Consider the following 25,829-nt stretch of genomic DNA (forward strand, 5'->3'; position numbering starts at 1 on the left):
TCTGCCACACTACCATCTAAAATCTTTTTACCTTTATTCACCAATACAATGTGGTCGCAAATTTCTTCTACCTGTTCCATGCGGTGGGTGCTGAATATAACTGTGCTGCCATTTTTAGCCAGATTAAAAATTTCATCCTTTATCAGGTTGGCATTTACAGGGTCTAATCCACTGAAAGGCTCATCCAGTATAATCAATTCAGGTTCATGTAAAACAGTGGTAACAAATTGTAGTTTTTGGCTCATACCCTTGCTTAAGTCTTCTACCTTCTTGTTCCACCAGCTTTCCATTTCAAATTTTATAAACCAGGCTTTTATTTTTTTCATCGCATCACTTCTGCTTAAGCCCTTTAACTGCGCAAGATACAGGGCCTGTTCGCCGATTTTCATTTTCTTATACAGGCCTCTTTCTTCAGGCATATAGCCAATGTAGCGCACATCATTCACCGGGTCAAAATGCCTGTTCTTTAAAAATATTTCGCCGTTATCGGGATAAAAGATGCCAGTGATCATTCTTAACAAAGTAGTTTTGCCTGCACCATTCGGACCGAGCAAGCCAAATATACTGCCCTGTTCAATAGTAAAACTTATGTCATCAACGGCCTTCTGTGTAGAAAAATATTTTTGTACATTTTTTAGCTCCAGGATATTCATTGGGTTATTTTATTGAGGTGTAAGATTACTAAAAATTTAATAGAGAATTATACAAAGTACATCAAAGTTTTATGAGTGGTAAACTTAACACCTCAAGAAATCAAAGTTGTGCTATTACGCAATGCCAGCGGTTGGGTGGTGACAATATTTTACTTCGTCAGCACGGCTGCAATTTGCAGGGCAACGCGTTCGCCATCCATAGCAGCACTCACAATTCCACCTGCATAGCCAGCGCCTTCAGCACAAGGGTATAAGTTACTAAGTTGGGGATGCGCCAGGCGTTCTGCATCCCTGGGAATTCTTACGGGCGAAGAAGTACGGCTTTCAGTAGCAACTACAACGGCATCATTTGTAAAATATCCTTTCATTTTTTTTCCGAATGCAACAAACCCTTTTGCAAGTGCATCATAAATAAAATCTGGTAACACTTCGTTCAGCGGTGCCGCATTTAGGCCGGGCTGATAAGAGCATTCCGGTAAATTTGCAGATAGCTTTTTGTTTGAAAAATCAACCATGCGCTGGGCGGGCGCCACAAATTTCCCGCCACCGGCAGCAAAAGCTTTTTCTTCTACGTTTTGCTGAAATTGCAACATGGCTAGATCACTGCTGGTATTAATTATTTTTTTGCTGATGACATCTTTTAATTCCACCTGTACTACGATGCCGCTGTTTGCATATGGATTGTTGCGCTTAGAAGGGCTCCATCCATTTACTACTAATTGCCCGGGCGAAGTTGCTGCCGGGGCTATAATACCTCCCGGGCACATGCAAAATGAAAATACGCCACGGCCATTTACCTGTTGTACGAGGGTATAGGCCGCCGGAGGTAAATAGCCGGCCCTGGTGGCACAGTGATATTGTACAGTATCAATTAAACTTTGCGGATGTTCTACCCTTACACCCAGGGCAAAAGGTTTGGCTTCAATCTGTATTTTTTTTTGATGCAGCAATTCAAAAATATCGCGGGCGGAATGACCTGTTGCCAAAATAAAAGCGTCGCCGTTAAATACATTTCCATCAGCTGTTTTAACAGCACTTAATTTCTCGTTGCTGATTACAAAGTCTGTCACCCTTTTATTGAATAAGAATTCCCCTCCGCAGTCTTCAATTGTTTGCCGCATGGCTGTGATAATGGAAGGCAATTTATTGGTACCAATATGCGGATGAGCTTCGTATAATATTTTTTCTTCGGCACCAAAATGTACAAAGAGGTGTAAGATTCTGTCAATATTTCCACGTTTATTACTGCGGGTATACAATTTACCATCGCTGTAGGTGCCTGCACCACCCTCTCCAAAACAATAATTGCTGTCGGGGTTTAAAGTGCCTGCTTTATTAAGCATGGCGAGGTCTCTTCTTCTTGCCCTTACATCTTTACCTCTTTCAAGCAATACTGGTTGAATACCCATTTCTATCAGCTGTAGTGCCGCAAATAAACCAGCAGGGCCTGCGCCAATTATCACCACTTTTTTTGTTCCGGGGCGTACCGCGTTAAAATTGAAGGTTTCAATTGTTCTATTGTGAAAAGGCTCGTCAATAAAAGCGTTAACAGTAAGATTTACCCAGATAGTTTTCCCCCTTGCATCAATTGATTTTTTGAGAATCTGAAAACCCGTTATTCCGCCTGCAGTTTTTCCGGTGGCGTTTGCAAGCGCATGCATAATTCCTTCATGATCGGCAGCCTGCTCAGGAAGTAATTTGAGCGAAATTTTTTGTTGCATACTCCTGAATTCCGTTAGAAAGATGAAAAAGAGCATTAAGGGCAACTCTTTATCAAAACCATTGATTGTATGGGAGGTGTTATTTAAATAACTTTACGTTAGCGTCTTTTTTAGAAAGGCAGATCATCAATTGCATCAGGTGAGGTAGATGAAAAAGTATCCAGAGGCTCCATATATTCGGTATCAGTAACACCCTTGTCAGTGCCCGGAGATAATATTTGCTCAATGCGCCATGCATCCAAATTGGTGATGTAATTTACCTTGCCATCTTTTTCCCATTTACTTCCTTTGATGTTAAAAGATACTTTTATTTCATCACCGATGTTTACTTTATCAATCATAGTGGTTTTATCCTGTACCGACTGAAATTTCACATAGTTGGTAATTGTGCGGCCTCCAATATCTTCTGTTTTTTCAACTGCAAATTCTCTTGTTTTGAACGTTCCTGTACGTTGAACAGTATCATATTTTGCAACCAGTTTGCCGGTTAATTCGTAACTCATGTTTGTAATGTTTATATTGTAAAAGTAAACTTATTTACCAATAATTTTTTTTGACTTTTTGATTCATAACTTTTATTGAACAAAAATCTTTCTTTTGATTTCCTTATCAAAATCTTTCAGGGTAACTTGGTAAAAATTTTCATAAAAAAAATTGCAGTCTTATTTTTTAAGATAACAACTATGTTACTTGCGCAGGTACTAAATCAATACGCCGTAAAATATTTTCTTCATAACCAGGCAGTTTCTGTTAATTGTATTCATGTTTAAACAACTGAATGAATGCTCAAAAGTTGAGCAAATTTGCATACTTTTTTAAGAGACAAAAACAAGTATTTTTTTTCAAAATCAAAATTAGCGTAAAAGTACGTTGAAGAATCATGTTTTGTAATGAAACGCAGTATGGTAAAGGATTACAGCGCAAACACTTCTTCGTTAATAATAAAAAAAGGAAAATAAAATTTCATAAACTACCATACTGTGGTAATACGGTAAAAAACAAGGGAATAAAAAATTTTTTTTTCAACAAATTATTTTGATATTCGCTCTCCCCATCAAATATAGGTTCACATTTTACTATAAACAGACGGTTCTGGAATATTTTGACTGTGGATAATTTTATAAATTCGTAAATTGCTTAAGGAATAATGGATAAAGTTTTTGATAAGGTATGGTCTAATTGTTTAGAGATAATCAAAGACATTGTAGAATGGCAGCATTTTAAAACATGGTTCGAACCTATTAAGCCCGTAGCCCTCAAAGAAAAAGTATTAACGATACAAGTACCCAGTCAATTCTTTTTTGAATACCTTGAAGAGCATTACATTAGTTTACTGGCAAAAACTTTAAAGAGAGAATTAGGTAAGGATGCCCGTTTAGAATACAGGATAATGGTAGATAGCGGTAACAGTAAAAATAAGCCGCTTACAATGGATGTTCCCGGTCATGGTTTTAAATCATATTCAAATAACGAAATGGATTTTCCACTTGTGATAAATAACCCGGTTAAAAACCCGTTTGTAATTCCTGGTCTGAAAAAGATGCAGATAGATCCGCAGTTAAATCATGCGTATACATTCGATAGTTTTATCGAGGGTGATTGTAACAGGGTAGCAAGAAGGGCTGGTAAAACAGTTGCAGAAAAACCTGGTACAACCTCTTTTAACCCGCTGGTAATTTATGGTGGTGTAGGCCTGGGTAAAACGCATTTGGCACAGGCAATAGGTAACGAAGTAAAACGCATTCACAACAATAAAGTGGTGTTGTATGTAAGTTCAGAAAAATTCATTAACCAGTTTATAGATCACGGCCGCAATGGCGCCATCAATGATTTTATACATTTTTACCAGTTGATTGATGTTCTGATTATTGATGATGTGCAATTTTTTAACAGGGCAGAAAAATCGCAGGATGCATTCTTTTCAATTTTCAATCATTTGCATCAAAGTGGAAAACAACTGATACTCACCAGCGATAAACCACCCAAAGATCTGGAAGGGGTACAGGAGCGGTTATTAAGCCGTTTCCGGTGGGGATTAAGCGCCGACTTGCAGGTGCCGGATTATGATACCAAGATTGAGATATTAGAAAAGAAAATGAAGAACGACGGGCTTGAAATGCCTAAGGAAGTGGTAAAATATATAGCCTACAATATCAGCAGTAACGTTCGGGAACTGGAAGGCGCATTGATATCATTGTTGGCACAATCTTCGCTAAATAAGAGGGAAATAGATCTTGAATTGGCAAAAAAAGTACTACGAAATTTTGTAAAATCTTCCAGCAAGGAGATAACGATAGACGCCATCCAAAAAATGGTGTGCGAGTACTTTGATGTTCCGTATGACAAACTTTTACAGAAAACCCGCAAAAGAGAAATTGTGCAGGCAAGACAGATCACCATGTTCCTCGCAAAGGCCTTTACCAAAAACTCCTTAAAAACAATTGGCGAGCATTTTGGAGGAAGAGATCACACGACTGTAATTCATAGCTGCCAAACAGTAAAAGATTTAATGGATACTGACAGCCTATTTAAAGAAAGTGTAATGGAATTGCAGCAAAAGGTTCAACTCGCCGCTATGTAGCCAGATCGTAACCATAAAATATTTAAAACGGGTTCTTAAACGAACCCGTTTTTTTTTATGAGATAAGCATGCAGCGAGAAATAGTGGTTATATCCGCTACCGGCATGTGCGCATCGGTAAAAATGACTGACTTTAATTCGGGATTAAAAATTATTTTCAAATTATTTCAACATATTTCCATTTAGTTTTGGGTATTACAATGTTGAAGTGTATTTTTGCAACCCCTTATAAAAGTTAAGGGCAGGTAGGAGAGATGCCTGAGTGGCCGAAAGGAACGGTTTGCTAAATCGTCGTACGGGTAACACTGTACCGTGGGTTCGAATCCCACTCTCTCCGCAACAAGTTCTTACAATTTATTACATCATTCCCAATAGACAAGATGCCTGCATCAAAGCTAAAATGGTATAATATAAGTTGAGTAGTTCGGGATGTAGCGTAGCCCGGTTATCGCGCCTGGTTTGGGACCAGGAGGTCGCAAGTTCGAATCTTGCCATCCCGACAGTTTTTCTAAATGCTAAAACCCGCTCCGAGAGCGGGTTTTTTAGTTTGCACAATTTGGATGACTTTTCCTCATAGAGCTTAATAAGTATAATTTGAATTATTTATATAGTTCGAATGTCCTCACACTGTTATATCCCTTTTTTGGGTTGTTGCCTGGCTCATTCCCATATTATCCTTGTGGTTTATTAAGCTAGTTTGCACATTAGACTACTTAACTAAAAATTCATCCATTATTTTGCGTCAATTGTCCATTGATTAAAACTTAATATCATCGCATCTTTAGCAAATATTTTGTCGCCGTAGATTTAAAGCTCGTTTCTAATCCAAGATATATTTTGAGGCTTATTAATCCCTTGTTGTTATTTTAGCCGAGTCTGAAAAGCTGGTATTTTATGATTAAGAGAAGTTAATCTTAACCTGCTATTTTGAGTCAATTTATTATCCTTTAAAATTTAGGGAAGCATTTTTGCCAATGAATACAACGGAAGAAATATTGAAGCCTGAAAATTGGGTGAAAACTTATGCCGATTACCTGTATTCGCTTGCATTGATAAAAGTGAATCATAAGGAGACTGCAGAAGACCTTGTGCAGGAAACATTTTTATCTGCATTTAATGCCAGAGCGTCTTTTAAGAATGGGAGTTCAGAAAAAAACATGACTTACTGCTATCCTTAAAAATAAAATCATAGATCAATACCGTAAAAGGGATGTTTTAAAGGATGTTACCAGTTATATTTCTGATAAGGAAAAAGGGTTCGGTGAGCATTTTTTTTAACGAGCATGACGGACACTGGTTGAGTGAGCCTGCACCGGCGGCCTGGAAGAAATTAGCGGATGCAAAAGTTAACCGGATGAATTTAATAAGATAATACAGTACTGTATTCAGAAAATACCAACCAAACTGGTGCCTGTTTTGTAGCAAAGTTTTTGGATGATGACGAATCAGAATTTATCTGTAGGGAATTGAACATCACATCGTCTAATTTTATATAAAAACATTTAGCCGGGAGTATTAGCCCATGTGGCTTGTTTATTTCCCCGTTAGTTTTTATTATATCTGCCTGGCATTAAAAGCCAGGTCATTCTTTTTCTTTTCTGCATCAAATCCTTCAATTGAAACAGGCGGAATGTTTTTCGAAAGCAAACGGAGTATTTTTAAACTCATACTAAAGGAATATTATCTATCCACTGTATTGATAAATAAAGAAGATGATGTTAGCATGATCTTAGTAAAGATAAAAGAAGCTGGCATTGAATTTCCGCTAATAGCCAGACTTGGCAGGGGAGAGAGAGGTTGAACTAAATGGTGCAGGGGCAGAACTATCGCATATCTATGATCCCCGCTTTTCATTTTTTAAAGCACAAAAGGTTATTGCAAACCATTACAATATGATGTACCAGGCAGCATTGATTAATAAACAGGCTGGCATTCCCTTTATGTCTTTTAAATCATTTAAGGATACCAGGAAGTTGGAAAAGGAATATAAACAAAGTGTACATTTATATGACTATCATTGGCTTTACCAGATCAATAAGCTATGGGATTTACATGCATATATTCATAGCATATTATCACCTGTCTCGTCTTTAATTTTTCTATCCGTTATATTTTATTGGTTAGGGTAAATCCTCCATACTGAAGTATTTATTACCACTGCCATCGTTGCTTTTGGTGGAATTATCCCGTTGAAAATTATCCATCCTATTACGTACATCCTCCATTTTACAGCGACATTATCCGGGGCATCTTTGCATTGTCAATAACGACATCAATAAAATTAAAAAAATACAAAATGAAAAATTTCACAGTTCCATCAAGAGAACAGGTAGGTACAATCAATCAGGGTATTTTCGACACTTTACAAAAGGCTTTGGGTTTTGTTCCAAATTTGTATGCAACCATCGCTTATTCAGAAAATGGGTTGGCCAAATACCTGGCCTATCAAAATTCAAAAACCAGTTTAAGTAACAAAGAAAAAGAAGCAGTAAATCTTGTAGTTAGCCAGGTGAACAACTGTGTGTATTGCCAAAGTGCACATACCGTAATTGGTAAAATGAACGGTTTTTCAGACGAACAGTTGCTGGATATCCGCAAAGGAAAAGCAACAGACGCTAAATTGAATGCGCTGGTACAGTTAGCTGAAAGCATTACAAAAAAACGTGGCAATGCAGATGCGTTTTTAGTTGACAACTTTTATGCACATGGCTACACCAATGAAAACCTGGTTGATCTTATCCTCCAGGTGAGTGATAAAACCGCTATGAACTATTTGCATAACCTTACCAAAGTGCCTGTCGATTTTCCTTTAGCACCAGTATTATAAATCGTGGGTTTGCTACATTTTTGTTAGTGACAACTGATAAAATGAAAAGCCAAAAAGCCCGTCCCAAAAGCAATTGCGGGGCGGTTTTTTTATTTAGAACGACTTGCAAAATATGCAGCTTAAAAATTTACAAAGCTGTTGTACATTAAGAATTGGATAATTACGTGTTAATACCAAAAAGGGAAAATTGTCCATGCCATTGCGTTAATCCTCCATTCTATTTCCGATTGTTTAGTGGCAACTTTGTACTATCAAAAAAAAGAAAAATGATAAAATTTATACAATGGAAACAGGAGCTGAGATAACAACACTAAAGAAAGCGGATTACGAAAGGTACTTACAAAAAGGCGTTGGGTATAATCAATACAAGCAGCAAATGGCAGAAGATCTGGCCGTGAACGCCGACTTTAAAATTAAAGAATACATCAACCTGAACCAACGCCGTATGTACCGGGTTGAAAAAACTTTTGAGATTTCTGCGCAGCTGATCGAGCAAATTAAAAACCTGAAACATAAAACTTATTGGTTGATATTGACAGAACACTGGTGTGGAGATGCATCGCAAACGCTGCCGGTTTTTAACGCCATAGCTGAAATGAGTAACGGCAAAATTGAAATGAAATTGGTATATCGGGATCAAAACCCTGAACTGATGGATGCTTATCTTACCAATGAAACCAGGTCCATTCCGAAACTGATTCAGTTGGATGAACACTTTAATGTGACTGCTTTTTGGGGCCCGAGACCTTCGGTTGCGCAGCAATTGGTAAAACAATTAAAATCTAATCCGGCAACATCTGCCACTTATGCAAATGAATTGCATTTGTGGTATGCAAAAGACAAGCAACAATCGCTTGAATCTGAAATAGCAAAACTTATATATCGGGCTAATTTATTTTGCCCTGATTGTTTATCATAATTATAAAAATACAACCATGGAACAAAAACTTCCTCTACCTCCATTTACAATGGAAACAGCATTGCAGAAAGTACAACTGGCAGAAGATGCCTGGAACAGTAAAGACCCGGAAAGGGTTTGCATGGCCTATACGATTGACACCGAATGGCGCAACCGTACAGACTTTATTAATGGACGGGAGGCTGTAAAAGAATTTTTAAAAGGCAAGTGGGATAGGGAATTAAATTATAAACTCAAGAAGGAGCTGTGGGGCTTTCGTGAAAACCGCATGGCAGTTAGGTTTGAGTACGAATACCAGGATGTGGAAGGGCAGTGGTTCAGGGCTTATGGAAATGAAAACTGGGAGTTTGATGAAAACGGATTAATGAGAAAACGCTATGCCAGCATTAATGATTTGCCCATATTTGAATCGGAAAGAAAGTTATAACGCATAAAAATTATTGTTATGAAAAATGATGCAGAAAACAAAATAGAAAAACAGGCAGAAGAACCAATTGTTATTGCAGATGAATGTGGAGATAGTATGTGGGATGCAGTGTTGGGGCAGGAGGTTAAAGCCTGCCAAATAATTGAAGGTGCCAGCAAATTGGAAACGTTGCTGAATAGAACTGAAAAGGTACAAGCGGCGATCCCGATTTCATCGGGACTGGCTGCCAATGAAGCAAAATAGCATTTCAACTGTTGGGCTAAAAGAATAAATACTATGGCAAAAAATTTTGGAGCAATTGCATATTCTGATGCAGTAAAAGAAATGCAGGAAAAATTGGGTAGCAGGTCTACGTACGCCAGGATGGAAAGGGATACCTACGTTGATGGGTTAACGGATAACGAAGTTGATTTTATAGGTCAGCGTGATAGCTTTTATATGGCAAGTATTGGAGAGAACGGGTTTCCTTACATACAGCATCGTGGCGGACCGAAGGGTTTTTTAAAAGTATTGGATTCGAAGCGGATTGGCTTTATTGATTTCAAGGGTAACATGCAATACATAACTGTCGGCAACATTGCCACCAATAATAATGTTGCGCTGATAATGGTTGATTATCCTGCAAGAGCAAGATTGAAGATTTATGCTAAGGCGGAGATTATCGAACTAAAAAATAATCACGAATTGTACGATTTGCTGGATTTAGGTGATTATAAGTTTAGGCCCGAGCGGATGATGGTACTGAATATTGAAGCGTATGACTGGAACTGTCCGCAGCATATTATTCCAAGATATTCAGCGGAAGAAATTGAGCAGGCATTTGCCCCGCAACGTAAGCGCATGGCGCAGCTGGAAGAAGAAGTTAAAGTATTAAAGACAAGGATAAAAGAAGCAGGCATTGATGCTGGTTATGGTGGCAAGTAAAAAATAAAAAGGGGATAAGATGATAAAAGAATTAAAAAGAGTGGTGGTAACAGGAATAGGTGCAATAACACCTTTGGGAAATACAGTTGATACATTCTGGCAAAAGATAATTGCGGGACATAGTGGGGTTGGCATGATTACAAAGTTTGATACAACCTATTTTAAAACAAAATTTGCTGCAGAGGTTAAAGGATTTAATTCCGCCGATTATTTTGAAAAGAACGAAGCCCGTAAATACGATTTGTTCACACAATATGCAGTAGCCGCCGCCGATGAAGCAATTAAAAATGCCGGTATCGATTTTGAAAAATTAAACAGAAATAAAATTGGTGTTATCTGGGGATCCGGTAATGGCGGTATACAAACCTTCCAGGAACAGGTGGAAGACTTTGTAAAGGGAAACAGGCAACCACGGTTTAATCCTTACTTTATTCCGAAAATGATTGCAGATATTCCTTCCGGGGTTATTTCTATCAGGCATGGATTACGGGGGCTTAATTTTTCTACTGTTTCAGCTTGTGCTTCCTCCAACAACGCCATTATTGATGCCTGCAATTATATTCGTTTGGGAAAAGCGGATATGATTATTACCGGTGGTTCTGAAGCACCCATTAACGAAAGTTCTGTTGGTGGGTTTAATGCGTCCAAAGCATTGTCAACAAACAACAAAAATCCACAAGCAGCCTCCAGGCCTTTTGATGTAAAAAGAGATGGCTTTATAATTGGCGAAGGTGCAGGTGCATTGATTGTAGAAAGTTTAGAATCTGCACTGAAAAGAGGCGCACCCATTTTGGCTGAAATTGTTGGTACAGGTATGGCGGCTGACGCTTATCATTTAACAGGTACGCATCCGGAAGGAGAGGGGGCCTATTTAGGCATGCTGGATGCTTTGGAAGATGCAGCAATAGAGGCTACTCAAATTGATTATGTAAATGCTCACGCCACGTCAACGCATATGGGTGATGAAAGCGAGCTAAAAGCAATCAGCAGGGTATTTGGTGAAAACAGTGGTTTAAATATCAGTGCTACAAAATCAATGACCGGGCATTTATTGGGAGCTGCCGGAGCAGTTGAAGCTATTATTTGTATTAAGGCAATTGGTGAAAAAACAGTTCCACCAACAACAAATACTGAAGAAGTGGAAGCGGCATTTGCAGGCAGGTTTAATTTGACCCTGGGTAAAGCCCAGGCAAAAGAAATTAATTATGCAATGAGCAATACCTTTGGCTTTGGCGGCCATATCGCTACCACCATTTTTAAAAAATATGATCCTTAATAATTGAAGAATAAAAATCAGTTATGCTTAATCAGTCGAATTTTACACTCATCAATCAGCAAAACGGCAACCCCGCCTTCAAATTATTTTCATTTGAAGGAAATGAATTTTTTGATCATTTACAACGCAATAATTTTTTCACCCTTATCTGGGTTACGGAAGGTGCAGGCACGGTAAACGCCAATTTTGAGGGGTATGATTTTGAGGCCAATAGCCTGTTTACTTTTGCGCCTTATCAGCCTTACGTATTCACGACTACGAAGCCCATTAAAGGCATCGCTATATACTTTCATTTCGATTTTTTTTGTATTCATAAACACCAAAAAGAACTGGAGTTAAATGGTGTTTTGTACAACAATGTTTACCAGCCGCCTTTTGTTAAAGTCGATGAAAATTCAGCTGCAACTTTTAGAATGCTTTGTCAACAAATTCAAGCTGAAATGCAGCATGCTGCGCTGGCTCAGCACGAGCTCCTGGTATCTTACCTGAAAATATTTTTGATAACCGCATCCCGTTTAAAAATTGAACAACAACCAAAAGTCGCAGAAATGGTTAAAGACAGTAAAGAGCCTTTTATATTGCAGAAGTTAAAAGATGCCATCGAAGAAAATTTTAAAACAAAGCACACAGCCAGCGAGTATGCTGAGCTGTTGTACATTTCTCCAAAAGCGTTGGCAAAAATCACCAAAACGCATTTTAATAAAACATTATCTAGTTTGATAAATGAGCGGATAATTATTGAAGCTAAAAGAGAACTATATCTTACCGATAAAACAGTAAAGCAAATAGCTTATGAACTGGGCTACGAAGATGAATTTTATTTCAGCCGTTTCTTTAAGGTCAATGCGGATGTATCGCCACAATTGTACAGGGATACAGTGGGATTTGCAAGAGGCTTGGAGTAGCTAACCTGGTATATTATTTTCCACCATTATTACATGTTTGCAAACTGCTTTTTATGCGAAATGCAGCTTGCTTTACCTTGCTCAAATAAGTTCTGCTGTAACAGGTATGCCTGACTGAACTCCCGAAAAATATTTTGCTCTCATTTGCAAGCGGGGAGAGCTCAATGAAAAATTTCAGCATACCACAAACCGGACAGGGAATACAGATCCCTTTACAACAGCCGGCAATACCCAACTCTGTGACAGGGGTAAAATAATTCTGACGGTAATACAAAGTGGATATGAATAAAATAGCTATTATTCAACTAACCGCAGTAGCCTTTAGCGTTGTGACTTTATTCCGACAGGTAACTTAATTTATCCCGGCAAGTAAATAATAAACTTACTTCCTTTCCCCAATTCGCTTTCTACAACGATATTTCCTTTTGCAGCGTCTACTATTTTTTTTGCAAGATACAGACCAATGCCCTGCCCTTCTACATCATGATGAATTCTGCCGTACATGTCGAAGATTTTAGTGACGTGAGCCGTATCGATGCCAATGCCGTTATCCTGTACTGACAGCACGACATGATTCCCCAGCTTTTTTGTATGCAGGTGAACCACAGGTGGCTGTTCGCCTTTAAACTTGATGCTGTTGGAGATAAGATTGTATAAAATACTGCGAAGATTCTTTTTCGAAAATAAAATTTGCTTTACTTCCAGTTGACGGTGAATGACTGCTTTTGATGCCGCTATTTTATTATCAAGGCTCCATTCAATATTATTCATTATCTCATCCAGGTCTACCATTTCCAGCGTCTTCATATCGCCTTCTATTTTTGCAATATTGGCAATCTCGCTGATGAGTGTGCGGAATTTTTTTACGGATGTATTGATGATGGCTAAAAAATTATTCAGCTCCGGGTCTACCACTTTTACTGCGTTCATTACATCAATGCTCATTTCAATACTGCTGAGCGGCCCCAACAAATCATGCGAAGCAGTGTTTACAAAATTTTCAAGGTCAGCATTAATACGGGACAAGCTTTCATTTTTTTCGTCCAGTTCAAGCTGTGCTTGTTTCAGTGTTGTAATATCATTAAAGGTGAGTATGGCGCCGGTATTTTTTCGGTCGGCTTGTTGCGTATAGGGCATTGTCATTACCTGGTACCATTTGCCGTTGTTGGTTTCAATTTCTTTTGAAATTACCGTACCATCCTTAATAACCTGCTTAATATCATTTGCTATAGTTTCAAATTTAATATTGGTAGAAATATCACTCAGCGGCCTTCCGATATCACCCGGCTGCAGGTTGATCTGTTTTACGGTGCCCGGCGAAAATTTCATCAGTATCAAATTATTGTTTACAAACAACTGCCCGTTAATATTGCTCTTAAAATAATTATCGAGGTCGTCATTTACTTCCTGCAGTTCTTTATTTTTTAGCTGGTAGTCTGCATTGATGGTATGCAGTTCTTCGTTTACCGATTGCATTTCTTCATTGGTACTTTGCATTTCTTCATTGGCTGAAAGCAACTCTTCGTTATACGACTGCATATTATCATTGGAAGCATCCAGCTGTTCGTATGTATTGTTCAGTTTCTCTTTCAGCTCATTCAGCTCTTCCTCTAAAATCAGTGTGTACTGATCAAAATATTTCTTTTCATCGTACACAATGCCAGTATCTGTGGTCTCCTTAACAAGCTTGTCTTCACTAAAAGTTACCATCAGCAAGCGCTGTAGTGGCGTTTTTATTACCAGCGGCTTTACAGCTATCGTTACATTTATTTCCGCTTCACCTTGTGGCATTTTAATCGCTGAGATCGCCGCTTTTTTACCCGTTTTTTTCACCTGGATGCTAAGCGTATTATAAGCAACTGCAAGTGGCCTTGGCAGTAATTCAACCAGGTTTAAATTAAAGTTTTTTTGCAGCAGGTATTGGGTAGTATCGCCATAGGTTTTTACCACCTGGCCGTTTTCATCTACACAAACTACCAGGTAGTCGAGTTCTTTAAAAAATGCCGTATTCACGGCCTCTGCCAGGTTAGTGTGCATAATTTCGTTTATATCCCCAAGGGCTGATACAGTCCGCATGTCTTTTACATCCGCCATTTGCGGCAAAGAAAAACCATCAAAGTTTACAGTGCGTTTTGTTTCCAGGTTCTTATAGATTTTCCATTTTTTATTTACCACTTCCAGGTGCTGCAAAATAGGCATGGGGTTTTCACTGCTGCCTAAAAATAAATACCCATCCCGTTTAAGCCCGAAAAGCAGCATTAAAAATATTTTCTTTTGTAAAACCGGCGTCATATAAATCAGCAGGTTGCGGCAGCTGATAAAATGCATATTGCAGTAAGGTGGATTTTTTACAATGTTGTGCTGGGCGAAAATCAGCATGCTGCGTATTTCAGGCTTTACCTTGTAGCTGTCTCCTTCTGTAATAAAATATTTTTCAAGCCGTTCGGGCGTTATGTCCTTGGCAATGCCTGCTGCATAAATTCCTTTGCCTGCATGCACGAGTGCAACGGCATCAATGTCGGTAGCAAATATTTTTACTACCACCTCTTTTAAATTATCCTTTAACTGCTCATGTATCAGTATGGCCAGCGAATAAGCTTCCTCCCCGGTAGCGCAACCGGCAACCCATATTTTTAATTCTTCACCCTTGGCAAGACCCTTGAGTACAACCGGTAAAACATCCGTTTGTATAAAATCAAAAGCCTTTGCGTCGCGGAAAAATGTGGTAACGCTTATCAGGAAATCCTGCGCCAATATTTTTACTTCTTCGGGCGAAGTTGTTAAAAATTCAAGGTACTTTTCGAGGCTGCTAAAATTATTATACGCAGCCCTTCTTTTTATGCGGCGCAGAATGGTGGGTTGTTTATATTCAGAAAAATCGAGCGGTAATTTTTCATTAATCAAACTGATGATAGCGGTCAGATTTTTTTCGTCGTCTTTATCATCTGTCAGCAACAAGCCGTCCTGTTTAACGTAATCCTCAATAGTGGCCGGCATCAGTGCCGGTTCCAGAATAAAATCTACCAAACCGGTTGCAATGGCATTGGCGGGCATGCTGCCAAATTCCGCTGTTTCCGGATTGCGTGCAATCACCATTCCCCCCGCTTTCTTAATCGCTTTTACTCCTTCTGTTCCATCAGAACCCAGGCCGGAAAGCACTACCGCAATGGCCTTTTTTCCATAATCTGCCGCCAGTGAATTAAAAAACGCATTGACGGTAAGATGCGGCCCTTTTATATTTTCCTTATCAGTCAAATACAATTTGTTTTCATGAATTGTCATGAACTTATTGTTGGGAATCAGGTAAACCTGGTTGCATTCTACAGCCATTTCATTGCCCGCTTCTTTTACTACCAGTTTACTGTGGCGGGCAAGTAATTCACTCATCCTGCTTTTAAAATCGGGCGACAAATGCTGCACGATTACGTAGGAAACACCATCCATTGGTGTGTGATCAAAAAAGGCGTTTATCTCATCTAAACCGCCTGCGGAAGCACCAATTGCAATAATGTGGTGTGGTTGGACAGTGGACATAATAAAAATTAAACGATGAAAAATTAAACCTAACAGGAAAGATCTGGAAGGGAACGAATGATTAACCAGCATCTGACGAAGTCTATCAAAGGTAAGCCTGTTTGCATATCGTATAGCAAATTATTGTCATCCTGTCTGGATGATAATAATCAATTTATAAAACACCCATTCAACCTGTAATTGTCTGCTGACCAAATATGCATCTTTCACAAATGAAAGTTTGACCGGGTTGCAATAATACTATGCTTATTGCATGGCGTTCAATTGAGTGGGTAACCATGGGTGCAGTACAATTTGTTTACTGCCTGATAAAGTTCACCAATTTTCAATACTTTTTGTTACACAATTATGGAATTGATTTACATAATTTACTGATCGAGGTTCATGGCTGGCAAATATTTCAACTCTTCTTCACACTTTCGCAGTGCTTATTGTACAGCTGGTTTTGCAATGGCAGGAACTTTGCAAACTGATTGCCTGATGCCGGGTTTTTATACAATTGATTTTTTATTTATTTTTCACCAATGAATAATAGCGAAAAAATATATGATAGCCCAAATGCAAAAGCAAAAAGCAACGCCCTGCAGTGATTATATGTTTGTGACACGGCACTTTGTCATCTCAAGCAGCAGATTATTCCAAAGTGGTTGGTTCGTGATGGCCATACCTTGTCTGGCGAATGGTTAATGGATGTCTGTAGAAAGCGATTGACTTATAGATAAAGAAAAGTGGGTGAGATACAGGTGTTAAATACCTCACTTTTTTATGTCCGATATTTAAACATGCATCTATTCTGAATCTTCTATTCAGGTTTGTACCGTGCTGTAAAATGAACGGTATGTTTTGTTTTATACCGCGTCACATATGCTCCATATACCAGTTCAATTCCTTTTTCACTTTTTGATGCAGGAGAATGGTTTCAATGATTCGTTGCAAACGAATAAAAGCAGTTTCGCTTTTTACGACATAATCAAAAGCTTTGTGGTGCATACAATTTACCGCCACTTCTATTTTATCCTGCGATGATAACATTACCACCGGCAGATCTGGGTTAAACAGTTTAATTTTTTGCAAGGTTTCCAGTCCGTTCATCACAGCTACTTCAATCCCATCCAGGTGATAATCCAAAATGATCACATCAGGCTTGAAGGATAAATTAGCGATGCATAATTCGCCTGTAGCAAATGTTTCAACAGTATACTTTGTATGCATGGCAAAATCAATCTCCAGCGATTTTAACAGCAATGCATCATCATCCACTAAAAATATTTTTACTTCATTTTGTGCATTCATCACTTTTGGTTTTAATGCTGATCAATTCTTCCCTCAATTCCATACAGGCTTGCACGCACACGCTTTCCAGCTGTAACACCATATCCGGAAGTCCTGCCCTGAATTGCTGCGTATGCGCATATTCCTTTATCACTCTTGCCATGTTTTCAAAATCGGTGCTGATGCCCATAATTGAAAAAGATGGAATCATTTTGTGCACAGCTGAATGTAACAATTGCCAGTCCTTATCATGAAAACTTTGTTTCATGGCATTGATCAACGGAGGTGTTTGTTCCAGGTACAGCAAGATCATTTCGGTCATCAGTGCCGGGTTCGATTTTGTGCGCCGGTTTAAATATTCCAGGTCGATACATTTTTCGTAATGCAAGGCGGATGTTACCTTTTCTTCACTCACTACTTTGTTGCGCTTTACCTGCTCAATCAATTTGCTATACAACAGTCGTTCGTTCACAGGTTTGGCTATGTAGTCGTTCATACCTACTTCCCTGCATTTTGCCACATCCACTGTTGTAACATCTGCGGTTAAAGCAATGATAGGAAGTGTGAGCTTCATTTTTTTCCGGATATAATCTGTTGCTTCAAAGCCATTCATTTCCGGCATTTGCAAATCCATCAGGATAATATCATACACCCCGTTTTCCAGTTTTTCGATGGCAATTTTCCCATCCGCGGCTATATCACATTCAAATCCAAAATCATCCAGCAGTGTCCTCATCAGTAATTGGTTCAACGCTATATCTTCCACTACCAGTACCCGGATGTTTTTAATCTTATCATCGAATTCAGCAATCTCATTCAAAGGCTCTGCTACTTCTTTTGTTTTTTTAAAAGGCAATATAAAACTAAACGTGGTGCCTTCACCCATTACACTTTTAACCGTGATACTACCTCCCTGCGGTTCTACCAGCTGCTTCACTATGGCAAGGCCCAGGCCGGTACCGCCGTACAAACGGGAAGTGCCGCTTGAGGCTTGCTGAAAGTTCTCAAAAATCTTTTCCATTTTATCTTCCCTTATGCCAATACCGGTATCTTTTACAAAAAATTCAACACTGGCGGTATCATAGTCTTCCTGCAACAGGCGTACGCCGACTGTAATACTTCCTGTGGTGGTAAATTTTACGGCATTGCTAACCAGGTTTAAAATAATCTGGTGCAGGCGTACGGGGTCGCCCATCAGCACTTCCGGAATATTGCTATCGTATTCTCTAATGAGCTTTAAATTTTTTTCCTGGATTTTTATTTCGAATAAATGCAGCATGGCGGCTATTGACACGGATAGTTTGAAAGGTATTTGCTCAAAAGACATTTTACCGGCATCTACTTTTGCCAGGTCAAGGATATCGTTGATGAGTACAATCAGTGCATCGCCGCTTATCTTAATGGCGTTCAGGTATTCCTTTTGCTTTTCTGATAAATCCGTTTTTAGAACCACTTTTGTAAAACCAATGATGGCATTCATTGGAGTGCGTATTTCGTGACTCATGTTCGATAAAAACTGCTGCTTTGCCTTTACTGCGTTTTCAGCTATTTTGGTAGCCGCTTCTGCATTGCCCTGGGCTTCCCGTGCGGTGGAAGTTGCCAATTCCGCAACTACTTTTGCTGCTATCAATTCTTCTTCAATTCTCTTTTGGGCGGTTACATCCCTTGCTACAATTACAACTCCCTGCACATGGCCCTGTTCATCTTTGTAAACCGATCCATTGAATAATACATCCGTTAATTTGTGGTCGCGGATGGTAAGCGGGTAATCGGCAACAAAGCCTACGGCAAATATCCGCTCGTAAGCTTCCCGCGCTTTTTCAGGTTCGGTGAAATAATCGAAAAAATTGCTGCCGGTCAATAGTTCCCTGCTGGCACCCGTAATATTTACAGAGGCGTTGTTCATATCCGTAATTTTTCCGTTGGTGCTGATTGTAAACAACGGATCCTGACTTGCTTCGATGAGACTTCGGGCATAATTGGCAATCCGCAATTCGGCTGCCCGCTTTTCTTTTTCGTCATTTTGAAAAGCCAGTTCTTTATTGGCGATCACGAGTTCTGCTGCCCGCTTTTCTTTTTCGTTGTTTTGAAAAATCAATTCTTTATTGGCAATGCTAAGTTCCTGTGCCCGCTTTTCTTTTTCATCGTTTTGAAAGGCCAGCTCTTTATTGGCGATGATTAGTTCCGCGGCACGTTTTTCTTTTTCGTTATTTTGAAAAATCAATTCTTTATTGGCAATGCTAAGTTCCTGTGCCCGCTTTTCTTTTTCATCGTTTTGAAAGGCGAGCTCTTTATTGGCGATAATCAGTTCTGCCGCCCGCTTTTCCTTTTCATCATCCTGATAAGCCAATTCTATGTTAGCAATACCCAATTCTGCAGCCCGCTTTCCTTTTTCGTTTCCCTGGAACGCCAGCTCATTATTGGCTCTATTCAGTGCGGCTGCCAGCCTGTCTTTTTCTGCTTTTTTAAAACTAAGTTTTGTCCATGCAATATCCAGTTCACCGGCTAATTTTTGCTGGTTAAGGAGATTCAAATTTTTAATATTCACCAGCTCAGTGACTTCGGTAAAGATGATAATTACACCCGTAATACTACCTTCTTTTTCTTTAAAGGGCTGATAACTGCAGGTAAAAAAAAGTTGTTCTTTTTTATTATTCCGGAGTATGTAAAATTCCTGATCAATGATGCATTTAGTTTCACCGCTTTGCGTTACAGTATCCATCAATTCTCTTATCCCGGTTGATTGCAGTTCAGGAAAAACTTCAAACATCGGTTTGCCAATAATGGTGTTGTCTTTACCCACTAATTGTAAATAAAGTGTATTTACAAAATCGATGGTATAGTTTTTCCCCTTTAAAATAACAATAGCCACCGGCGACTGCATCATTGCGGCATAAATATCCATTTCCATTGTATTTTCAACCAGTTCAGCCCGGAGGCTTTCTTGTTTATTCATTGTATTATTTTGGAACAATCGTGTCTTAAATTTCTTCCAGCGGAGTGCGCTTTTTATCTTTTAATTGTTTAAAATGCGATGGCGAAAGGCCGGTTACTTTTTTAAACTGGTGTGACAAATGAGCAACGCTGCTGTAATTCATTTTCCAGGCTATTTCAGAAATGGTAAGTTCGTCATACATGATTAGCTCCTTGATGCGTTGCACTTTATGCGAAATGATAAATTGTTCAATCGTGGTGCCCTGCACTTCGGAAAATAAATTGGCGAGGTAAGTATAATCATGATGCAATTTTTCGCTCAGCAAGGTTGAAAAATTAACTCTTTCTATTTCTTCTGAATAATGCACCATCTCAATGATGATTGTTTTTATCCGTTCAATCAATATCGCTCTTTTATCATCCATTAACTGAAGCCCGGTATCAAGCAGCGCAGCTTGCAATAATTCCCGCTGCTGTTCGGTGATATTTTCCATGACCTCTACTTCCCCCAAATCAACCATAATAAAATGCAGTCCTAATTTTTTAAGCTCTTCCTTAACTGCCGTTTTGCACCGGTTACTCACCATGTATTTGATGTATAGTTTCAACTATATTTAATTTAAAGGTTATTACACACAAAGATGCCGGGCTTTGAATAGTAAAGTCTTTTAAAATTTTATGAAATAGTTGTATAATTCACGGTTATGACGAATAGATTACAAACAATTTTACTTTTGCAAAAAATACTGACTTATAAAGGTGAGTTAGCGGCCAGCAATCATTGGTTTGAAGAATGCACTTTTATTTTAAGTGAAATAACTTAATTGGTAAGTGTGCCGGGGTCAGGTTACTGGCAGATTAATTTTTTTAGTCTGTTGAAAATGTTGAAATGGCTTACATTTTATATTAAATATGCACGCAGCCAGTACTTAATTATTATTAAACGAGAGAATAAAAGTGGTGCCTTTACCTTCTGCGGAATCAATAGCAATATTTGCCCCGTTGGCTTTTAAAATAGTATAACTTAGTGCAAGGCCAACACCCAAACCATTTGGCTTGGTTGTATAGTAAGGTTGAAAAATATTTTTTAAATTTTCTTTCTTAATGCCGCATCCGTTGTCTTCAATCCTTATCACAAATTTATTATCCACATATTCCGTAACCAGTGTTAGCATTCCGCCTTCAGAAGCCATCGCATCCACCGCATTTACAATCATATTGGTCAGCGCAATTTTCATTTTTGGTTCATCCATTGTTATTTTATAATCAGCAGGGGCATAGCTTTTACGCACTTCAATATTTTTTAGTATGATGCGGTCACCGGCGGTTACCAGCACATCCTCCAGCAATTGCTGAACGGATTGTTTCCTTGTATCGGCAGTATCCTCCGCTTCTTTTTTCAGCAGTATACTGATTAAATCATTGATGCGTGTATAGCTTCTTTTAATAATATCCAGGTATATTTTCTGGCTGTCATCCGTCATCAGCGCTTCCAGGATGTCGACAGACAGGTTGATATTGGTAAGCGGGTTTCTAACCTCGTGCGCCAGGATAGAGGCAAACTGCGGCGGCAGTTCCTTTATTTTTTCAGGCGCTTTCCAAACAACGTTCAGGCTGTAATTGTCTTTTACTGGTAACAGAACAGTAGCAACAGCGCCGGTTTGGTTGTATAACATGGTTAAATTTTTTTTGATAGTAATTGATTCCATAAAGGTGAGGAAGCATTTGTTCACAATTGTTACATAACTCTTGCTAAAAGTTACATCATTCACATGTTTCCAAAAAAGCCCACTGAATAAAATTAGAACTACGCCCAGGCATATCCCCGGTTATTTCGAGGCTTTAAAATAATTTGGCTCATCGTACATAATTTCCCTTACATGAAACCTGGCATAAGGATAGTCACCTTTTTTCAACCGCCACAACACTTCACATACAGTTGGAACAAGTATTCCGTTGAATGCCTTATAGTCATTGAGCCTGATAATCCATGTCTCACGAACACCTGCTTCCATAAACCTTGTAGTTTCCATGGTGGCTATTTCGTCTGCAGCATTAAAGCTTACCCGGTAAGCAAACGCAATGCCCTTATAGTTGAATGATAATTGTGCAGCCGAGTCGTTGATTGCCGCCCAGCTGATATGTTCACCAGGCAATAAATTAGTGGGAAACCAAACATTTTCCCCAAGCCAGCGCTGTAGTTCCCCTTCATTAAAATTTACTCCCTTACCATCTGCTACTTTAAACACATTGAAGAGCAACACCACAAGCCGCCCCTGGTCTGCAATGTACATATCGCGTGCTGTGAACATACTGGTAGTTCCTTTCCATATAAAGCCGGGCTTTTGCGCTGTAAAATATTGTTCCCCTTTTATATCAATCCAGCCCTTATCTAAACCGGTTTTAAATTGCCCGTCGTGTTTAAGACTTACATAACTGACGTATGCCTGCCCTTCTTTTAAAACATGTTTAAAATACCGCTGCACCGGAGCAGGCAGGCCATCAAGCTGAGGGTAGGAAAATGTGCTGGCTGAAATATTTTGAGACAATGAAAAAAGTGTTTTCACCTGTTGATTAAACCGCCTGGATAAACTGATGGTACCCGCAATAAATACAATTATCAGCAGGCTTACAATCGCTATTATAATGATCATACTCTTTTAATTTTGTATTTCAGAATCATTTTTGCCTAAAAGCAACCAGCCAATTTGGACAACAATTTATAATGCAAACTGGACGTCAGGAGATGCATTGCTGATTTGTCCGGGTCGCTTTTTTTACTGTAAGCTACCACTTAAAATCTTCGCCGGTATGCAAAAGTGTGAATGATGCAACTCTTTCCTGCAATAGTGTAACACTCCCCCAACGATATAAACGCACCTTTACGCCATGATCATCCGGCAAAAAATCAACAGTAATTCCAATGAAGCATTAAAGCCGCGACGCCGTTGAATTCCACTCATTCAATGTGACTTAAAAGCGGTTAAAAAAAGCAATAGGTCACCTGAAAAAGTACAGCAGCAATATTATGGAAGATGTACAACATTTGGAATTTCTGGCAGTGAACTCAAAAGAGATTATTGAAAAGCAGGTAGATTCCTACCGCCAGCAACATTCGTATGCCGGTACCATCATCGGAGCAACTGCGTTGTTCATTCCTTTTTTCTTAAGCAGCCTGAATGAAACATTCCGGGTAATACAATTCTGCCTGGTAGTCCCCATCACATTATTCATCTGGTCCATTCTTTTGCTATTGAGTATTTTCAGAACAAAAACCGCTTGACCAGGCATTCGGCGTAACGAAATACAAAAATTTATTGACCAAAACCTTTAAAGAAATATTGCTGTATGAAATAGAAGCCAACACACGCTCTTATACAATCAATATGATTACAACTGAAAAGGGAAATAAGCGCTATGCCAATGGTATCAGGTTAGCGACTATTGCGCTGATGATGTCAATAGTATTGATGATGGCAAATAAATTTTTCATTATTGAAAAAGCGCCCACAAAAGTACAGGTGGTTAATGCAGTTAAGTTGTAAACTAAAACAGTATGTCTATTATCACAGCCGCACTGAGCAACGATTAAAAAAATCATTTCTTAACACCGGAGTGTAACAAAAGAAATAGTTTCTATAAATATTCCGCATTGATAAGCTTTAAATTCTTGTCAAAAGTATACAACCTCGGCACACCTGTTGGGATATTCACCTGCACCACGGCTTCGGGGCTGATGTTTTCCAGGTACATCATCAGGGCCCTCAAACTGTTGCCATGAGCCACTATCAATACATTTTCTCCCGCATGTACCCTGGGCTCAATTACCGCCTTGTAATAAGGTACCGTTCTGTTAAAAGTATCTTCCAGGCTTTCACCACCGGGAGGCCGGACAGCATAACTTCTTCTCCATATTTCCACCTGAGCTTCTCCATACTTTGCTATCGTGTCTGCTTTATTCAGCCCCTGTAAATCGCCATACCTGCGTTCATCCAGCGCTGCATTTTTTATTACGGGTATAGTTGTTTGTTCAATTGTTTCGAGTATGATCCGCAGGGTGTCCTGTGCTCTTACCAGCATGGAAGTAAAGGCGACATGGTAAGCAAAATTTTTTATTTTTTCCCCGCAGCCGCCGCCTCTTCTTCGCCCAAGGCGGTCAGCGGTACATCCAGGTTACCTGTAAACAGGTTGGCAAGATTATAAGTGGATTGCCCGTGACGGATGATTGTTAATGACATTTCAGGTGATTTATTTTTTGAGATAAAATGGACATTGTTGAAAATAAAAACATGGTCTGCTAAAATTAATCATTTACAACTTTTTATTGTCCCGATGTGTGAATGATGCAATTGTTTTCTGCAATTGTGTAACGGCGGCTGCAGTATTAAAGCCAACTTAGCATACAGGTTTAACCATACACAAACAAAAGAGCAAATAATGAAAGTAGCCATTTTCAGTACAAAATATTATGAACGGAAATACCTTAATAACGCCAATGCCGGAGGCAAACATCAGCTGACTTTTTATGATGCCATCCTTAATGAAGATAGCATCAATCTCACTAACAGCCATGAAGCAGTTTGCGTTTTATCGTCTGATAAAATCAGCAAGACAGGGATTGATAAGTTATCTGCCAACAACATTAAATTGATTGATCTGCGCAGCGCAGGATTCGACAATGTAGATATTGAAGCCGCTGCCAAACGAAATATAAAAGTAATGCGGGTGCCGGCCTATTCGCCCCAGGCCATCGCAGAGCATGCTGTGTCACTTATCCTGGCGCTCGACAGAAAAACCTACAAGGCCTACAACAGGGTAAGAGAAAATAATTTTTCACTGAACAACCTGATGGGTTTTAATCTTTCGGGCAAAACGGTGGGTGTTGTCGGTACCGGCAAAATAGGCAGGGCATTTACAGCCATCATGCTGGGCTTTGGATGTAAAGTAATTGCCTATGACATTAAAGAATCAGATCTGCTGAAAGAAAAAGGTGTTGAATACAAAAACTTTGAAGAACTGCTGCAGGTGTCAGACATCATTTCTATTCATTGCCCGCTTACTGCCGATACACGTCATTTGTTTAACAGCTTTGCTTTTGCCAAAATGAAAGTAGGCGCAATGCTGATCAATACCAGTCGTGGAGCTGTTATACAAACCTCGCATGCCGTTGAAGCATTAAAAAGAGCACAGCTGGGCTACCTGGGAATTGATGTGTACGAAGGTGAAGAAAACTTATTCTTTAAAGATTTATCCGGAAGCATTATACAGGATGATTTGATTGAAAGGCTGATGTCTTTTAACAATGTACTGATTACACCTCACCAGGCATTTTTTACCAAAGAAGCAGTTGAACAAATTGCGCTGACCACCATTAAAAACTTTACCGATTTTGAAAATGGTATTCCATCGTTGAACGAAGTAAAAATTGAAAAGACAAAATTATTACAGTTATCATCATAAACACCAAACATGAAAGAATACAAATTATTCCAGGCCACCAAAACCGGATCAACCACATTATTAAACCACATTGTAATGGCGCCGATGACCAGGTGCAGGGCAATTGGCAATGTTCCCAACGATTTAATGGTGCAGTATTACCAGCAACGCTCGCAGGCCGGTTTAATAATTACAGAAGGTACTTCTCCTTCGCCGAACGGGTTGGGCTATGCAAGAATACCGGGCATATTCAATACAGCGCAGATAGCCGGATGGAAAAAAGTTACGGATGCCGTGCATGGCAATGGCGGAAAAATAGCTGTTAAGATGATGCACACAGGCAGAATCAGCCACCCGCTTAACATTGCGGAAGGAACTGAAATCATTGCACAATCAGCTGTTAAAGCATCCGGACAAA

Annotated in this window: 22 protein-coding genes, 2 tRNA genes and 2 pseudogenes; 16 read left to right on the forward strand and 10 right to left on the reverse strand. The window is 39.2% G+C overall.

Going from position 1 to position 25,829, the window contains the following annotated elements:
* The 3 genes from JWR61_RS09050 to JWR61_RS09060 all read right to left on the reverse strand — a co-directional run.
* Positions 1–653, reverse strand: a 653-nt coding sequence (locus JWR61_RS09050) for an ABC transporter ATP-binding protein (protein ID WP_301927513.1), incomplete at its 3' end; no start/stop codon positions are given.
* A 149-nt stretch (positions 654–802) separates the two neighbouring features.
* On the reverse strand, positions 803–2,374 hold the full coding sequence (locus tag JWR61_RS09055; RefSeq protein ID WP_301927514.1) for an NAD(P)/FAD-dependent oxidoreductase: 1,572 nt from the start codon (positions 2,372–2,374) through the stop codon (positions 803–805).
* A gap of 110 nt (positions 2,375–2,484) precedes the next feature.
* Positions 2,485–2,877, reverse strand: a complete 393-nt coding sequence (locus JWR61_RS09060; RefSeq protein WP_290339156.1) for a DUF3127 domain-containing protein — start codon at positions 2,875–2,877, stop codon at positions 2,485–2,487.
* Positions 2,878–3,521: 644 nt separating this feature from the next.
* Here JWR61_RS09060 and dnaA point away from each other — a divergent pair.
* The 12 genes from dnaA to JWR61_RS09120 all read left to right on the forward strand — a co-directional run bounded on the left by dnaA (position 3,522) and on the right by JWR61_RS09120 (position 12,232).
* Positions 3,522–4,955: a chromosomal replication initiator protein DnaA gene (dnaA, locus tag JWR61_RS09065; RefSeq protein WP_290339157.1), complete on the forward strand. Its 1,434-nt coding sequence runs from the start codon at positions 3,522–3,524 to the stop codon at positions 4,953–4,955.
* 247 nt (positions 4,956–5,202) lie between these two features.
* A tRNA-Ser gene (locus JWR61_RS09070) sits at positions 5,203–5,291 on the forward strand.
* 88 nt (positions 5,292–5,379) lie between these two features.
* Positions 5,380–5,454 (forward strand) — tRNA-Pro (locus JWR61_RS09075).
* Positions 5,455–5,928: 474 nt separating this feature from the next.
* Positions 5,929–6,132 (forward strand): sigma factor, encoded by a 204-nt coding sequence (locus tag JWR61_RS09080; RefSeq protein ID WP_301927515.1) that lies wholly within the window; start codon positions 5,929–5,931, stop codon positions 6,130–6,132.
* Positions 6,133–6,732: 600 nt separating this feature from the next.
* Entirely contained in the window at positions 6,733–7,083 is a 351-nt protein-coding gene (locus JWR61_RS09085; protein WP_301927516.1) for a hypothetical protein, read from the forward strand.
* 167 nt (positions 7,084–7,250) lie between these two features.
* On the forward strand, positions 7,251–7,781 hold the full coding sequence (locus JWR61_RS09090; protein ID WP_301927517.1) for a carboxymuconolactone decarboxylase family protein: 531 nt from the start codon (positions 7,251–7,253) through the stop codon (positions 7,779–7,781).
* 283 nt (positions 7,782–8,064) lie between these two features.
* The gene (locus tag JWR61_RS09095; RefSeq protein ID WP_301927518.1) at positions 8,065–8,700 is read left to right on the forward strand and encodes a thioredoxin family protein; all 636 of its coding nucleotides are present in this window, start codon (positions 8,065–8,067) and stop codon (positions 8,698–8,700) included.
* 16 nt (positions 8,701–8,716) lie between these two features.
* On the forward strand, positions 8,717–9,127 hold the full coding sequence (locus JWR61_RS09100) for a nuclear transport factor 2 family protein (RefSeq protein WP_301927519.1): 411 nt from the start codon (positions 8,717–8,719) through the stop codon (positions 9,125–9,127).
* A gap of 18 nt (positions 9,128–9,145) precedes the next feature.
* Positions 9,146–9,370, forward strand: a complete 225-nt coding sequence (locus tag JWR61_RS09105) for a hypothetical protein (RefSeq protein WP_301927520.1) — start codon at positions 9,146–9,148, stop codon at positions 9,368–9,370.
* A gap of 33 nt (positions 9,371–9,403) precedes the next feature.
* Positions 9,404–10,051 carry a pyridoxamine 5'-phosphate oxidase family protein gene (locus JWR61_RS09110; RefSeq protein ID WP_301927521.1) on the forward strand — a complete coding sequence of 216 codons (648 nt, stop codon included), beginning with the start codon at positions 9,404–9,406 and terminating at the stop codon, positions 10,049–10,051.
* A gap of 19 nt (positions 10,052–10,070) precedes the next feature.
* Positions 10,071–11,327: a beta-ketoacyl-ACP synthase II gene (gene fabF / locus JWR61_RS09115; RefSeq protein ID WP_301927522.1), complete on the forward strand. Its 1,257-nt coding sequence runs from the start codon at positions 10,071–10,073 to the stop codon at positions 11,325–11,327.
* A 23-nt stretch (positions 11,328–11,350) separates the two neighbouring features.
* Positions 11,351–12,232 carry a helix-turn-helix domain-containing protein gene (locus tag JWR61_RS09120; protein ID WP_301927523.1) on the forward strand — a complete coding sequence of 294 codons (882 nt, stop codon included), beginning with the start codon at positions 11,351–11,353 and terminating at the stop codon, positions 12,230–12,232.
* Positions 12,233–12,589: 357 nt separating this feature from the next.
* On the opposite strand, the gene JWR61_RS09125 is transcribed toward JWR61_RS09120, so the two are convergent.
* The 6 genes from JWR61_RS09125 to JWR61_RS09150 all read right to left on the reverse strand — a co-directional run bounded on the left by JWR61_RS09125 (position 12,590) and on the right by JWR61_RS09150 (position 22,626).
* On the reverse strand, positions 12,590–15,766 hold the full coding sequence (locus JWR61_RS09125) for a chemotaxis protein CheB (RefSeq protein WP_301927524.1): 3,177 nt from the start codon (positions 15,764–15,766) through the stop codon (positions 12,590–12,592).
* 858 nt (positions 15,767–16,624) lie between these two features.
* Positions 16,625–17,059, reverse strand: a complete 435-nt coding sequence (locus tag JWR61_RS09130) for a response regulator (protein WP_301927525.1) — start codon at positions 17,057–17,059, stop codon at positions 16,625–16,627.
* Positions 17,043–19,994 carry an ATP-binding protein gene (locus JWR61_RS09135; RefSeq protein ID WP_301927526.1) on the reverse strand — a complete coding sequence of 984 codons (2,952 nt, stop codon included), beginning with the start codon at positions 19,992–19,994 and terminating at the stop codon, positions 17,043–17,045. The genes JWR61_RS09130 and JWR61_RS09135 overlap by 17 nt, the downstream gene beginning before the upstream one ends.
* 25 nt (positions 19,995–20,019) lie before the next feature.
* Positions 20,020–20,580 carry an AraC family transcriptional regulator gene (locus JWR61_RS09140; RefSeq protein WP_290335524.1) on the reverse strand — a complete coding sequence of 187 codons (561 nt, stop codon included), beginning with the start codon at positions 20,578–20,580 and terminating at the stop codon, positions 20,020–20,022.
* A gap of 321 nt (positions 20,581–20,901) precedes the next feature.
* Positions 20,902–21,681, reverse strand: a complete 780-nt coding sequence (locus tag JWR61_RS09145; RefSeq protein ID WP_301927527.1) for a nitrogen regulation protein NR(II) — start codon at positions 21,679–21,681, stop codon at positions 20,902–20,904.
* Between the two features lie 120 nt (positions 21,682–21,801).
* Positions 21,802–22,626: a DUF6544 family protein gene (locus JWR61_RS09150; RefSeq protein ID WP_301927528.1), complete on the reverse strand. Its 825-nt coding sequence runs from the start codon at positions 22,624–22,626 to the stop codon at positions 21,802–21,804.
* Positions 22,627–23,000: 374 nt separating this feature from the next.
* Here JWR61_RS09150 and JWR61_RS09155 point away from each other — a divergent pair, with 374 nt between their 5' ends.
* A complete protein-coding gene (locus JWR61_RS09155; protein WP_301927529.1) occupies positions 23,001–23,255 on the forward strand; it encodes a hypothetical protein in 255 nt (84 codons plus the stop codon).
* Between the two features lie 34 nt (positions 23,256–23,289).
* Complete coding sequence (locus JWR61_RS09160) at positions 23,290–23,517, forward strand: hypothetical protein (protein ID WP_301927530.1); 228 nt, start codon at positions 23,290–23,292, stop codon at positions 23,515–23,517.
* A gap of 91 nt (positions 23,518–23,608) precedes the next feature.
* Here the strand turns inward: JWR61_RS09160 and JWR61_RS09165 are convergent.
* Positions 23,609–24,210 (reverse strand): annotated as a pseudogene (locus tag JWR61_RS09165) (2,3-diphosphoglycerate-dependent phosphoglycerate mutase).
* Between the two features lie 199 nt (positions 24,211–24,409).
* Between JWR61_RS09165 and JWR61_RS09175 the strand changes: the two are divergent.
* Both JWR61_RS09175 and JWR61_RS09180 read left to right on the forward strand, forming a co-directional pair.
* Entirely contained in the window at positions 24,410–25,432 is a 1,023-nt protein-coding gene (locus JWR61_RS09175) for a 2-hydroxyacid dehydrogenase (protein ID WP_301927532.1), read from the forward strand.
* 9 nt (positions 25,433–25,441) lie between these two features.
* Positions 25,442–25,829: pseudogene (locus tag JWR61_RS09180) on the forward strand (alkene reductase); the annotation flags it as partial.

The organism is Ferruginibacter sp. (genome assembly GCF_028288465.1).
Lineage (GTDB): Bacteria > Bacteroidota > Bacteroidia > Chitinophagales > Chitinophagaceae > Ferruginibacter.